We start from the raw sequence: 13,272 nt of genomic DNA, 5'->3' as shown, positions 1-13,272 counted from the left end.
ACGCGCTTTTAATAAAATAAACCGGACAGATTTAGTTGTGCAGGGCATTCCGATGAGCCTCCGAATGCGAAAATTATGTCAGCAATGGCTTCCGAGAAGAAGTGTTCTGGTTGTGGGGGAAGGGGGAGATGTGGTATGATGGGAGAGTCAGAAGCTTTGGGGATCTGGGCGAGAAAGGTTTTCGGGAGGGGTTCGGTTTCTTCTCCGGGGAAGGTGAGACGTGTGGATCTGATTTAAAAATGTAGTTGACAAACCAGAACATATGTACTAATATAGAACCAGAACAAACATTCGTTCGATGGAGAGCGTGGGCGAAGAATCTGGGATAAGGAGATTAATGATGGCGAATAATACAATGAATGATGAGAATAAAAAGAAAGCATTAGACGCAGCAATTGCAAAGCTTGAGAAAGATTTTGGTAAGGGAGCAGTTATGAAGCTGGGTGATCCGGCGGCACAGGTGCATGTTGAGACGGTTCCGACCGGTTCTCTGAGCCTGGATCTGGCACTTGGTGTTGGCGGCGTTCCGAAAGGACGTATTATTGAAATTTATGGACCTGAATCAAGTGGTAAGACGACAGTTGCATTACATATGATCGCAGAAGTACAGAAAAGAGGCGGCATTGCGGGATTTATCGATGCAGAGCATGCACTGGATCCGGTATATGCGAAGAATATCGGTGTAGATATTGATGAACTTTACATTTCACAGCCAGACAGCGGAGATCAGGCATTGGAGATCACTGAGACAATGGTACGTTCCGGTGCGATTGACATTATCGTAGTCGATTCTGTTGCAGCACTTGTTCCGAAGCAGGAGATTGAGGGTGATATGGGTGATACACATGTAGGTCTGCAGGCAAGACTGATGTCACAGGCACTCAGAAAACTGACACCGGTTATCAGTAAATCAAACTGTGTTGTAATCTTTATCAACCAGCTGCGTGAGAAGGTTGGCGTTATGTTCGGTAATCCGGAGACAACAACGGGTGGACGGGCACTGAAGTTCTATTCATCTGTCCGTATGGATGTCCGCAGAACTGAGACTCTGAAGCAGGGCGGAGAGATGGTTGGTAACCATGTCCGCGTGAAGATCGTGAAGAATAAAATTGCACCTCCGTTCAAGGAAGCAGAATTTGATATCATGTTCGGAAAAGGAATTTCCAGAGAAGGAGATATCCTGGATCTTGCGACGAAGATTGATCTGGTCAATAAGAGTGGTGCATGGTATGCATACAACGGAGAAAAGATCGGTCAGGGACGTGAGAATGCAAAGTCTTATCTGACAGCACATCCGGAGATTATGGAAGAGATTGAAGAAAAAGTCCGTGCGCATTACGGAATCGGTGCAGAAGGGCAGGAAGCAGAAGAACCGGCACAGGCTGCTCCGGCAGATGCTGAAGAAGTGATGGATGAGGAAGAATAAAACATATGATGAGAATTACCCGAATCGAGCCAGTTACAAAGACAAAGTATCGGGTATCTGTTGATGAGCAGTTCGCCTTTGTGGTTTACAAAGGCGAACTGTCCCGTTTTCACCTGAAAGAAGAGTGTGAATTGACAGAGGATACTTATGCAAAGATCAAAGAAGTCCTTTTGAAGCGGGCAAAGCTTCGTGCGATGCACCTGCTGAATGACATGGCAAGAACTGAATCCCAGCTCAGAGATAAATTAAAGCTGGGCGGCTATCCATCGGAGATCACCGAGGCGGCGATTGCCTATGTGAAATCATTTGGATATATCAATGATGACGCCTACATTCGGAACTTTATAGACAGCAGGAAAGATAAAAAGAGCAGACGGGAGATTTATGCCCTTCTGAGACAGAAGGGCGTGGATATGAACCGGGCAGAAGAGATCATGGAAGAGATGTATGAAGAGCATTCCGATCAGGAAGCAATCCGGGAGCTTCTTCGCAAAAAACACTGGGACTTTGCCTGTACAGATCCGAAAGAAAAGCAGAAAATATATGGATATTTGGTGCGGAAAGGATTTCGTTACGAAGATATCCGTCAAGTAATACAAGTTTGCGATTGGAATGCTTGACATATTTGTGAAAACAGTATAGAATTTAAGTGTTGTATTTGTACAATGAAAACTAAATAAGGAGGTGCTCCTGTGCTGATACCTATAATTATTGCTGTAGTTGTTACGCTTATAGTAGTAATGCCGGTTACTTATTTTGTTACTGTTTCCAAGTTGAAGAACGATGCAAATTCTAAAATTGGGAACGCTGATGTAAAAGCAAGAGAAATTATTGATGATGCTTTGAAGACAGCAGAGACAAAGAAGAAGGAAGCACTTTTGGAAGTAAAGGAAGAGTCCATCAAGACAAAGAATGAACTTGAAAAAGAGACTAAGGAACGCAGAGCTGAACTTCAGCGTTATGAAAAGCGTGTACTTTCAAAAGAAGAATCTCTGGATAAGAGATCTGCGGCAATTGAGCAGAGAGAGACTGCATTTACTGCAAAAGAGACAGCGATGAAGCAGCGGGAGGCTGAAGTTGAAGAACTCAGCCAGAAAAGAGTACAGGAACTAGAAAGAATCTCAGGACTTACCTCCGAACAGGCAAAGGATTATCTATTAAAAACTGTTGAAGAAGATGTGAAACATGACACTGCCAAGATGGTGAAAGAGCTTGAAACACGTGCAAAGGAAGAGGCTGACAAGAAGGCGAAAGAGTATGTTGTCACCGCAATCCAGAGATGTGCGGCAGATCATGTGGCTGAAACTACGATCTCGGTAGTTCAGCTTCCAAGTGACGAGATGAAGGGTAGAATTATCGGACGAGAGGGACGGAATATCCGTACTCTTGAGACACTGACAGGAGTAGAGCTTATTATTGATGATACTCCGGAGGCAGTTGTTCTTTCCGGATTTGATCCAATCCGAAGAGAAGTGGCAAGAATTGCACTGGAGCGTTTGATCGTAGATGGACGAATCCATCCTGCAAGAATCGAAGAGATGGTTGAAAAAGCGCAGAAAGAAGTAGAGACTATGATGCGCGAAGAAGGAGAGGCAGCAGCACTTGAAGTTGGTGTACACGGCATCCATCCAGAACTGATTCGTCTTCTTGGACGTATGAAGTTCAGAACGAGCTACGGTCAGAATGCACTGAAGCATTCAATCGAGGTTGCTCAGCTATCCGGATTGCTTGCGGGCGAGATCGGACTGGATGTCCGTATCGCAAAGCGTGCAGGTCTTTTACATGACATCGGTAAATCGATCGATCACGATGTAGAAGGTTCACATGTTCAGATTGGTGTAGACCTTTGTAGAAAATACAAAGAGTCGCCGCTTATTATCAACGCGGTAGAAGCACATCATGGTGATGTAGAACCACAGTCTCTGATTGCAGGCGTTGTTCAGGCAGCAGATGCGATTTCGGCTGCAAGACCAGGTGCAAGAAGAGAAACCTTGGAGACATACACAAACAGATTAAAACAGTTAGAAGATATTACCAACCAGTTTAAAGGGGTTGAGAAGTCATTTGCTATTCAGGCGGGTAGAGAGATTCGCGTAATGGTAGTTCCAGAACAAGTATCTGATGATGATATGGTATTGCTGGCAAGAGATATTTCAAAACAGATTGAATATGAATTGGAATATCCAGGTCAGATTAAAGTAAATGTAATCCGGGAATCCCGTGTTACAGATTATGCTAAATAACACGATAATCAGAAAACGACAGCCGTCCAAAAGATTCAATCTTTTGGATGGCTGTATTTAATTTACGCGAGCAACGAGCCAAAGTCCGTGCTTGCACGAGACCTTGGCGACTGCCGCGATAACTTGAGAAACTCGCGGAGCGTGTTTCTAATAGTTGTGTGAAAAGGAAGTGGAAAACGGATGAAAAAAGAAATCAAACGTGTAAAAAGAGAAAGGGTATATCAGGGAACAATTGTTGATGTATACAAAGATTATATGGAGTTTTCCAATGGAAATCATGAGGTGTGGGACTATATCCACCACAAAGGGGCTGCTGCTGTGATACCTGTGATGGATGACGGCAGACTCCTGATGGTAAGACAGTACCGGAATGCACTGGATCGCTTTACACTGGAGCTTCCGGCAGGAGGGCTGGACCAAGCAGATGAACCGGGACGAGACTGTTCGGCAAGAGAATTGGAAGAAGAGACCGGATATCACAGTGATGATCTGGAATGGCTGATCACGCTTCGAACAACTGTAGCACTTTGCAACGAAAAAATCGAAGTTTATGTGGCACGAAACCTGATCCGTACCCATCAGCATCTGGATGAGAATGAATTTGTGAATGTAGAGGCACATACGGTTGAAGAATTGAAGCAGATGATCTTTGAAGGAAAGATTGAAGATTCCAAGACTGTAGCCGCTATCCTTGCCTATGATGCAAAGTATAACAGATAAAGTGAACGCATAATTGACAACTCCGGACATATAATGAACTATGTGAAATTATTGGAGGCCGGAATGTGGAATTTTATCGGAAGAAATATCAGCTGCCCATGCTATATCTGATCGGTTTTGGAATGGGTATCTTATATGCTAATTTTATTGCGAAAAATTATGTTACGATGACTGGAATTTTCCATGAATATTTTCTAAATCAGTATACACAGGTGAAAATCATAAATGAAGATTACCTGTGGTACCTGCTCAGATGGAGAGTGATGCCTCTGGCGTTAGCGGTCTGTGTGGCAAATCTGGGATTTCGCAGACTGACAGCAGCTGGAATCCTCCTTTGGACAGGCTTTGCAGCAGGGATACTGTCTGTGGCGGCAGTTTTAAGGATGGGACTTTGCGGAATGCTGCTGTGTATTGCCGGTATTTTCCCGCAATATATTTTTTATGTACCGGCATATCTTCTATTGATCCGGTATTATTATCGTTATCCGCAAAGTGAATGGAATGGAACAAAAACAGGATTTACTGTTATGATGATCGTGGCGGGAATTTTGTCTGAGGTATATTTAAACCCTGGGATTGTCCGCTGGTTTGTGAAGGTTCTTACATAGCAAGAATGTGTTCAGCCACATTTTAGCGTCAGGTGATAGAAAATGACAGAAAGTCCTCTTACTGAACAATTCGGTAAAGAGGACTTTCTGCCGTTTTTTATCGCCCTTGTTTTATCAGGAGAAACATGCAGCAGCCAAATGTAAGAAGCTGGCTTGCAAGCAGTGCCCACAGATAGCCAAGAATCCCGAACTGCGGAATCAGAAAAAGAACACCACAGATTCGTACTGCCAGGGTGAACAGATTGATCAGAAAAGTTTTTCCGGCAAGATCCAAACCATTTAACACACTGATCAGTGCGGTGTTACTATAGAGAAAAGGACAGATAAATGCTAGTGTTAAGATATAATTTCCGGCTTCTGGTGTATGAAAGATCCGTCTGCTGATAAAGCCGGATGCGGTAAAGAAAAATAGCAGGCAGGCAAAACCAAGAAACAGGCAGAAAAAAATAACTTTCCGTAAAAGCTGCGGAAGAGCATGCTTTTTCTGAGCATCCGGCATACTGGCAACTTCGGGGAGGAGCATTGTGGAGATGGAATTGGTGAGGGCAGATGGAAATAAAATGCAGGGAAGGGCAATTCCGGTCAAAATTCCGTAGGTGCTAAGAGAAGCGGAGATACTCATTCCATACTTTTGCAGGGCAAGAGGAATAGAAATTGCTTCCAGACTCTGAAAAAGATTCAGAAGGACTCTGCTTGCGGTCAGTGGAAGGGCAGAAAAAAGCAGGGGAGGAACAGCAGAAAGAGTCGGCTCCCGGTGTGGGGAGAAAGGTTGCCCGGCAGTTCTGAGCTTATGGATGCAAAGAAAAGCGGCTGCAATTTCACCACCGACAATTCCGAGGACAGCAATTGCGACAGATGGTGTAAAAGCGGTATGAGCATCGGCTGTATAGAGGAAGATAACAAAAAAGATCCGGACCAGCTGTTCAAATAATTGGGAGAGGGCAGGAAGCCGGATCTGCTTGAGCCCCAGAAAGTAACCACAGCTGCAACTGTGCAGAGCTGCAAATGGAAGTGCATATGCTATCAGGAAGATGAGAGAGGCGCATCGGGGATCACCAAGTATGACTGTGGTGAGGAAAACAGCATTTTTCTGCAGCAGAAAAAGACAGCAGATGGAAAGAAAAAGAGAACAAAGCAGTGCTGCTTTCAGGTAAGAATAAGCTTTTGCAGACTGCTTTTTTGCAGAAGAGGCGGCAACCAGGCGCGCCAGAGCCGTCTCGATCCCTGCTGAAGTTGCAGCATAAGCAAGTGTGTAGACAGGGAAAATCAGCTGATACAGACCGATTTCTTCTGCAGGGAAAGATCTGCTGAGAAAAATACGGTAAAAAAATCCCATTACACGGGTGAGAATGCCGACTACAGTAAGGATAAAAGTTCCTTTCAGGAGAAAATGTTTTTGTGACATAGCGGCTCCAAAGGCATTTTTGTTTTAAAATATATGCAAGAAAGAGCCTTGACAGAACATAACAGAGGTGATATCCTCAATTTGCAAGAAATCCTAGTAAAACAGTGGGATATAAAAATAAAGAGAAGGTGATGGATTGAAGATCTCAACGAAGGGTCGTTATGGTTTACGCGCCTTTATCGATCTTGCGTGTTATGGCGCAGAAGAACCGGTTTCCATCAGCAGTATATCAGCCAGGCAGGAGATATCGGAACGATATCTGGAACAGCTCATGGCGAAGCTGAAAAAGGCAGGTCTTGTCAAGAGTATCCGTGGAGCGGGAGGAGGATATCGGCTGGCAAAGGATGCGGCGGAAGTTTCTGTTGGTGATGTACTCAGAGCACTTGAAGGAGACCTTGAACCTGCGACTTGTGCAGCACTTCATTCGGAAGACAGCTGCGAGATCCAGGGCAGCTGTATCACGAAATATGTCTGGAAGAAAGTCAATGAAAGCATGGCACAGACGGTAGACAGTATTATGATAAATACCCTTGTGGAAATGAATAAAGAAATAAAGAAAGAAGGACAAAAAGATGAGTAAATTAATTTATTTGGATAACGCAGCAACAACAAAAACTGCACCAGAAGTTCTGGAAGCAATGCTGCCATATTTTACAGAGCAGTATGGCAATCCTTCTGCGATCTACAGCTTCGCATCCCATAACAAAGATGTTGTGGCAGAACAGAGAGAAAGAATCGCAAACGCACTCGGTGCAAAGAGCAACGAAATTTATTTTACAGCCGGCGGATCAGAGTCTGACAACTGGGCACTCAAAGCAACCGCTGAGGCTTATCAGAATAAAGGAAAACATATTATCACAACCAAGATCGAACATCATGCGATCCTGCATACAGCAGCTTATTTGGAAGAGCGTGGGTTTGAAGTGACTTATCTTGATGTGGATGAATACGGAAAAGTAAATCCGGCAGATGTGGAAGCAGCAATCCGCCCGGATACCATCCTGATCTCTGTAATGTATGCAAACAACGAGATCGGTACAATTGAACCGATCAAAGAAATCGGTGAGATCGCCCACAAACATGGTATCCTGTTCCACACAGACGCCGTACAGGCTTTCGGACAGGTCCCGATCAATGTAGATGAATGTCATATTGATATGTTAAGTGCCAGCGGACACAAGCTGAACGGACCAAAAGGAATCGGATTCCTCTATATCAGAAAAGGCGTGAAGATCCGTTCCTTCGTTCATGGTGGGGCACAGGAAAGAAAACGTCGTGCAGGTACAGAAAATGTTCCGGGTATTGTTGGAATCGGTACAGCAACAAAACGTGCTATCGCTACGATGGAAGAACGTACAGCAAAAGAGCGTGAGATGAGAGATTATCTGATCAAACGTGTGATGGAAGAAATCCCGTACACCAAGCTGAACGGACATCCGACAGACCGTCTGCCAAATAACGCAAACTTCTGTTTCCGTTTCATTGAGGGCGAATCTATGCTGATCCGTCTTGATATGGCAGGAATTTGTGGATCTAGTGGATCTGCATGTACATCCGGATCTCTTGATCCATCCCATGTACTTCTTGCAATCGGACTGCCGCACGAGATTGCGCATGGATCTCTGCGCCTGACTCTGAATGAAGAGATCACAAAAGAAGACATTGATTATGTAGTAGATCAGCTTAAGACAATCGTAAGCGATTTACGCGGAATGTCACCGCTTTATGAAGATTTTGCAAAAAAACAGAATAAATAATACGATAGAAAATACAGCTTTAGGAGGAATTTACAATGTATACAGAGAAAGTAATGGATCATTTTCAGCATCCACGTAATATGGGAGAAATCGAGAACGCAAGCGGAGTGGGTACTGTTGGTAACGCCAAATGTGGTGATATCATGAGAATCTACCTTGATATTGATGATAACGGAATTATTAATGATGTAAAATTTAAGACATTCGGATGTGGTGCGGCTGTTGCAACAAGCAGTATGGCGACAGAACTTGTAAAGGGAAAACATATTTCAGAAGCAATGCAGGTAACAAACAAAGCCGTTATGGAAGCACTTGACGGACTGCCGCCTGTTAAAGTACACTGTTCTTTACTGGCAGAGGAGGCAATCCATGCAGCGCTGTGGGATTATGCAGAGAAGCACGGGATCAAGATCGAAGGACTCCAGAAGCCGAAGAACGATATCAGTGAAGGTGAAGAAGCAGAAGAGGAAGAGTATTAGAATTTTCTGCAGGAGAAAAGAGAATGGCAAAAAAGAAAGTGGTAGTCGGAATGTCAGGTGGTGTCGACTCATCGGTAGCGGCATATCTTCTGAAAGAACAGGGATATGATGTGATTGGTGTGACGATGCAGATCTGGCAGGACGAAGAATCGAAAATACAGGAAGAAAACGGCGGATGCTGTGGACTCAGCGCGGTAGATGATGCCAGAAAAGTTGCGGCACAGATCGGCATTCCGTATTATGTGATGAATTTCAAGAAGGATTTTCAGGAGAAGGTAATCGATTATTTTGTGGATGAATATTTGCATGGCCGGACACCAAATCCGTGCATTGCGTGTAACCGTTATGTAAAATGGGAATCTCTTCTTACGCGGAGCATGGAGATCGGAGCAGACTATATTGCAACAGGTCACTATGCGAGAGTAGAACAGTTGCCGAACGGACGCTATGCGATCCGGCATTCGGCAACCTGGTCAAAAGACCAGACCTATGCGCTTTATAATCTTACCCAGGATCAGCTGAGAAGAACGCTGATGCCTGTCGGTGAATATGAAAAAGACCAGATCCGCAAGATCGCAAAAGAGATTGGATTGCAGATTGCGAACAAACCGGACAGTCAGGATATCTGTTTTGTATCCGATGACGATTATGCATCTTTTATTGAAGAAGAAAGTAACCAGAAAATCCCGGAAGGTAATTTTGTAACACCGGACGGAAAGATCCTGGGACGGCATAAAGGAATCATCCACTATACGATCGGACAGAGAAAAGGACTTGGACTTTCTCTTGGGTATCAGGCATTCGTGCTTGAGATCCGTCCGGATACGAATGAAGTTGTGATAGGGACGAATGAAGATCTGATGACGACGCGGGTCCGTGCAAATAAGCTGAACTTTATGACGGTAGAGAATCTGGAAGGTGAGATGCGCGTATTTGCCAAAATCAGATACAACCATAAAGGGGACTGGTGCACAGTCCGCAAAACGGGAGAAGATGAGATAGAGTGCATCTTTGAGACACCGCAGAGAGCGGTTACACCGGGGCAGGCACTGGTACTGTATGATGGAGATTATGTACTTGGAGGCGGAACAATTCTGGGATAGCTCAGAATTGTTCTGTTTTTTGGTATATTGGGACCGTACTGCAATCCAACAAATGATTTGCGGGAAAGCCGGGTGGATTTACACATGAAGAATGACAAGGAGGGGAAATTATGAGAGCGGACTGTCATATGCACACTTATTTTTCCGGAGATTCAGAGGCAAAACCGGAAGATATGGTTCTTGCAGCAATCGATAAAGGACTGGAAGCAATCTGTTTTACGGATCATGAAGATATTGATTATTTTTGTGATGATATTGAATTTGTGTTTGATCCGGAAACCTATTTTAAAGAGCTTGGAGCACTGAAGGAAAAGTATAAAGAGAAGCTGGATATCCGGATCGGTGTGGAGTTTGGACTTCAGCCACACCTTGCGAAGAAAGCAAAAGCATTTACCGCGGCAAATCCGTATGATTTTGTGATCGGATCTATGCATGTGGTTGGTGGGAAGGATCCTTATTATCCTGAGTTCTTTGAGGGAATTTCGGATGAAGAGGCCTACCGGATGGCACTTCAGGAGACAATAGCCGATATCAGGGCTGTAGCGGATTTTGATGTGCTCGGACATCTGGATTATGTGGTACGCTATGGAAAACATCGGGAACAGGAATATTCTTACGGCAGATTTGCGGATGAAATAGATGAAATCCTGCGGTATCTTATTGAACACGGGAAAGGGCTGGAAGTCAATACGGCAGGACTGAAGTATGGCCTTCCTTTTGCACACCCGCATCCGGATGTGTTAAAAAGATACAAAAAGCTGGGGGGAGAGATCATCACCGTCGGCGCAGATGCACATAAACCAGAGCATGTAGGGTATGATTTTAACATAGTTGACAATATTCTCGAAGCATGTGGTTTTAAATATTATGCAGAATTCATAAAAAGGGCCCCGGTTTTCAGAAAAATAAAGTGAAAAAAGGGGATTGAATTTTTGTTCTGAATTTAGTACAATAAATTACAGTTGATAAATCTTAAACAATGATAAGATTTATCAAGAAAAATGTAACTGTTATATACAGTAATACAATTTATCTTTAGGAGGACTAAATCATGGCAGTAAAAGTAGCAATCAATGGATTTGGACGTATTGGACGTCTTGCATTCAGACAGATGTTTGGAGCAGAGGGATTTGAGATCGTAGCAATCAACGACCTTACATCTCCTAAGATGCTGGCTCACTTATTAAAATATGATTCAACACAGGGAAAATATGAATTAGCTGATAAAGTATCTGCTGGAGAAGACTCCATCACAGTAGACGGAAAAGAAATCAAAATCTACGCTAAAGCTAATGCAGCTGAACTTCCATGGGGAGAAATCGGAGTAGATGTAGTTCTTGAATGTACAGGATTCTACACATCTAAAGCAAAAGCTCAGGCACATATCGATGCAGGTGCTAAACACGTTATCATTTCTGCACCGGCAGGAAATGACCTTCCTACAATCGTTTACAATGTAAACCATACACAGCTTACAAAAGATGACGCAATCATTTCTGCAGCTTCTTGTACAACAAACTGTCTTGCACCAATGGCTAAGGCTCTTAATGATCTTGTACCGATCAAATCTGGTATCATGTGCACAATCCATGCTTACACAGGTGATCAGATGACTCTTGACGGACCACAGAGAAAAGGTGATCTGAGAAGATCTCGTGCAGCAGCAGTAAACATCGTTCCTAACAGCACAGGAGCAGCTAAAGCAATCGGACTTGTTATTCCGGAACTTAACGGAAAACTTATCGGATCTGCACAGCGTGTACCAACCCCTACAGGATCTACAACAATCCTTACAGCTGTAGTTGAAGGTGAAGTTACTGTAGAACAGATCAACGCAGCTATGAAAGCAGCTTCTAACGAATCATTCGGATACAACGAAGATCAGATCGTTTCTAGCGATATCGTAGGAATGAGATTTGGTTCTCTCTTCGATTCTACTCAGACAATGGTACTTCCGCTTGACAACGGAACAACAGAAGTACAGGTTGTTTCTTGGTATGACAACGAAAACTCTTACACAAGCCAGATGGTAAGAACAATCAAACACTTCGGAACATTACTTTAATCCGTAACGTTTGTTTGGACAGGCTGAATTGATTCTTACTGGAATATTCCAGAGATAGGCTCAAGCAAGGGTCCGGTCTACATGGACCGGACCCTTTTATTTAACAGGAAATTCTGATGGAGCTTCCTGTTAAATAAAGGGCACTATGTGCTCAAAATGCGTATTCGTGCGAAAACGTAGATTGCCGCAAGCGACTGCGCTCAGCACGGGGATATGCCCGGGCACATCCCATTTAAACGAAATGTAAACAGGAGGCAGGATTATGCTTAACAAAAAATCTGTAGATGATATCAATGTAAAAGGGAAAAAAGTCCTTGTAAGATGCGATTTTAACGTACCTCTGATCGATGGAAAGATCACAGACGAGAACCGTCTTGTTGCAGCACTTCCTACAATCAAGAAACTGATCGCTGACGGAGGAAAAGTAATCCTCTGCTCACATCTTGGTAAACCGAAGGGAGAACCGAAACCGGAGCTTTCTCTTGCACCGGTTGCAGTAAGACTTTCAGAACTTCTCGGACAGGAAGTAAAATTCGCAGCAGATCCTGAAGTAGTAGGACCAAATGCAAAAGCAGCAGTTGAAGCTATGAAAGATGGAGAGGTAATCCTTCTTGAAAATACACGTTACAGAGCAGAAGAAACAAAGAACGGAGATGAATTCTCTAAGGAACTCGCTTCTCTTTGTGATGTATTCGTAAACGATGCATTCGGAACAGCTCATCGTGCACACTGCTCTAACGTTGGTGTTACCAAATATGTTGATACAGCAGTTGTAGGATATCTTATGCAGAAAGAAATCGATTTCCTTGGAAATGCAGTAAACAATCCGGAAAGACCGTTCGTTGCAATCCTTGGTGGAGCTAAAGTTTCAAGCAAGATTTCTGTAATCGAAAACCTGATCGATAAAGTAGACACTCTGATCATTGGTGGAGGTATGTCTTATACATTCAGCAAAGCACAGGGCGGAACCGTTGGAAAATCTCTTCTTGAAGAAGATTACTGTGAATATGCACTGAACATGATTCAGAAAGCTAAAGACAAAGGCGTAAAACTCCTTCTTCCGGTAGACAACGTAATTGCAGATGATTTTTCAAATGATGCAAATATCAAAGTTGTTAAAGCTGGCGAAATTCCGGAAGGATGGGAAGGACTTGACATCGGACCAGAGACAATCAAGATCTATGCTGACGCTGTAAAAGATGCAAAGACAGTTGTATGGAACGGACCTATGGGTGCATTCGAGATGCCGAACTTTGCAAAAGGAACAGAAGAAGTCGCAAAAGCACTTGCTGAGACAGATGCAGTAACAATCATCGGTGGTGGTGATTCGGCAGCAGCAGTTAACCAGCTCGGATACGGCGACAAGATGACTCACATCTCTACAGGTGGCGGAGCTTCCCTTGAATTCCTTGAAGGTAAGGAACTGCCAGGTGTAGCAGCTGCTAACGATAAATAAGCAGCGTCTG

General features: G+C 43.8%; 13 protein-coding genes. 12 read left to right on the top strand and 1 reads right to left on the bottom strand.

Annotation, left to right across the window (positions count from 1 at the left end; translation table 11 throughout):
- Positions 1-355 precede the first annotated feature (355 nt).
- The 5 genes from recA to PGQ33_RS01080 all read left to right on the top strand — a co-directional run bounded on the left by recA (position 356) and on the right by PGQ33_RS01080 (position 4,997).
- A complete protein-coding gene (recA, locus tag PGQ33_RS01100; protein ID WP_044999002.1) occupies positions 356-1,426 on the top strand; it encodes a recombinase RecA in 1,071 nt (356 codons plus the stop codon).
- Positions 1,427-1,434: 8 nt separating this feature from the next.
- Positions 1,435-2,046 carry a regulatory protein RecX gene (locus PGQ33_RS01095; protein WP_055156726.1) on the top strand — a complete coding sequence of 204 codons (612 nt, stop codon included), beginning with the start codon at positions 1,435-1,437 and terminating at the stop codon, positions 2,044-2,046.
- A gap of 72 nt (positions 2,047-2,118) precedes the next feature.
- Positions 2,119-3,669 carry a ribonuclease Y gene (rny, locus tag PGQ33_RS01090; protein ID WP_008372294.1) on the top strand — a complete coding sequence of 517 codons (1,551 nt, stop codon included), beginning with the start codon at positions 2,119-2,121 and terminating at the stop codon, positions 3,667-3,669.
- 180 nt (positions 3,670-3,849) lie between these two features.
- A complete protein-coding gene (locus tag PGQ33_RS01085) occupies positions 3,850-4,389 on the top strand; it encodes an NUDIX hydrolase (protein ID WP_008372292.1) in 540 nt (179 codons plus the stop codon).
- Positions 4,390-4,454: 65 nt separating this feature from the next.
- A complete protein-coding gene (locus tag PGQ33_RS01080) occupies positions 4,455-4,997 on the top strand; it encodes a stage II sporulation protein M (protein WP_243002775.1) in 543 nt (180 codons plus the stop codon).
- A 97-nt stretch (positions 4,998-5,094) separates the two neighbouring features.
- On the opposite strand, the gene PGQ33_RS01075 is transcribed toward PGQ33_RS01080, so the two are convergent.
- Entirely contained in the window at positions 5,095-6,402 is a 1,308-nt protein-coding gene (locus PGQ33_RS01075) for an oligosaccharide flippase family protein (protein WP_270205079.1), read from the bottom strand.
- Between the two features lie 136 nt (positions 6,403-6,538).
- Between PGQ33_RS01075 and PGQ33_RS01070 the strand changes: the two genes are divergently transcribed.
- The 7 genes from PGQ33_RS01070 (at position 6,539) to PGQ33_RS01040 (ending at position 13,262) form a co-directional block, all read left to right on the top strand.
- Positions 6,539-6,982, top strand: coding sequence for an RrF2 family transcriptional regulator (locus PGQ33_RS01070; protein WP_055260503.1), 444 nt, complete (start codon positions 6,539-6,541; stop codon positions 6,980-6,982).
- The gene (gene nifS, locus PGQ33_RS01065; RefSeq protein WP_022220116.1) at positions 6,975-8,159 is read left to right on the top strand and encodes a cysteine desulfurase NifS; all 1,185 of its coding nucleotides are present in this window, start codon (positions 6,975-6,977) and stop codon (positions 8,157-8,159) included. Before PGQ33_RS01070 ends, nifS begins: the two co-directional genes overlap by 8 nt.
- Before the next feature lie 35 nt (positions 8,160-8,194).
- On the top strand, positions 8,195-8,638 hold the full coding sequence (gene nifU / locus PGQ33_RS01060) for a Fe-S cluster assembly scaffold protein NifU (RefSeq protein ID WP_008372281.1): 444 nt from the start codon (positions 8,195-8,197) through the stop codon (positions 8,636-8,638).
- A 23-nt stretch (positions 8,639-8,661) separates the two neighbouring features.
- The gene (gene mnmA / locus PGQ33_RS01055) at positions 8,662-9,741 is read left to right on the top strand and encodes a tRNA 2-thiouridine(34) synthase MnmA (RefSeq protein ID WP_270205078.1); all 1,080 of its coding nucleotides are present in this window, start codon (positions 8,662-8,664) and stop codon (positions 9,739-9,741) included.
- A gap of 110 nt (positions 9,742-9,851) precedes the next feature.
- Positions 9,852-10,655 (top strand): histidinol-phosphatase HisJ family protein, encoded by an 804-nt coding sequence (locus PGQ33_RS01050; protein ID WP_055296685.1) that lies wholly within the window; start codon positions 9,852-9,854, stop codon positions 10,653-10,655.
- A gap of 137 nt (positions 10,656-10,792) precedes the next feature.
- Positions 10,793-11,806, top strand: coding sequence for a type I glyceraldehyde-3-phosphate dehydrogenase (gene gap / locus PGQ33_RS01045; protein ID WP_008372277.1), 1,014 nt, complete (start codon positions 10,793-10,795; stop codon positions 11,804-11,806).
- A 262-nt stretch (positions 11,807-12,068) separates the two neighbouring features.
- Positions 12,069-13,262: a phosphoglycerate kinase gene (locus PGQ33_RS01040; protein ID WP_022220114.1), complete on the top strand. Its 1,194-nt coding sequence runs from the start codon at positions 12,069-12,071 to the stop codon at positions 13,260-13,262.
- The last annotated feature ends 10 nt before the right edge of the window (positions 13,263-13,272 follow it).

The sequence above is a fragment of the Coprococcus sp. AM100_B19A genome (genome assembly GCF_027662015.1).
GTDB classification, from domain to species: domain Bacteria; phylum Bacillota; class Clostridia; order Lachnospirales; family Lachnospiraceae; genus Allocoprococcus; species Allocoprococcus comes.
Note: the sequence above shows the minus strand (reverse complement) of the source record. Positions and strands in the feature narration are given on the sequence as shown.

Excerpts from the sequence above, each read along its gene's own strand:
- recA (WP_044999002.1), top strand. The coding sequence starts at position 356 with ATGAATGATGAGAATAAAAAGAAAGCATTAGACGCAGCAATTGCAAAG.
- PGQ33_RS01095 (WP_055156726.1), top strand. The coding sequence starts at position 1,435 with ATGAGAATTACCCGAATCGAGCCAGTTACAAAGACAAAGTATCGGGTA.
- PGQ33_RS01085 (WP_008372292.1), top strand. The coding sequence starts at position 3,850 with ATGAAAAAAGAAATCAAACGTGTAAAAAGAGAAAGGGTATATCAGGGA.
- PGQ33_RS01075 (WP_270205079.1), bottom strand. The coding sequence starts at position 6,402 with ATGTCACAAAAACATTTTCTCCTGAAAGGAACTTTTATCCTTACTGTA.
- nifS (WP_022220116.1), top strand. The coding sequence starts at position 6,975 with ATGAGTAAATTAATTTATTTGGATAACGCAGCAACAACAAAAACTGCA.
- nifU (WP_008372281.1), top strand. The coding sequence starts at position 8,195 with ATGTATACAGAGAAAGTAATGGATCATTTTCAGCATCCACGTAATATG.
- mnmA (WP_270205078.1), top strand. The coding sequence starts at position 8,662 with ATGGCAAAAAAGAAAGTGGTAGTCGGAATGTCAGGTGGTGTCGACTCA.
- PGQ33_RS01050 (WP_055296685.1), top strand. The coding sequence starts at position 9,852 with ATGAGAGCGGACTGTCATATGCACACTTATTTTTCCGGAGATTCAGAG.
- gap (WP_008372277.1), top strand. The coding sequence starts at position 10,793 with ATGGCAGTAAAAGTAGCAATCAATGGATTTGGACGTATTGGACGTCTT.
- PGQ33_RS01040 (WP_022220114.1), top strand. The coding sequence starts at position 12,069 with ATGCTTAACAAAAAATCTGTAGATGATATCAATGTAAAAGGGAAAAAA.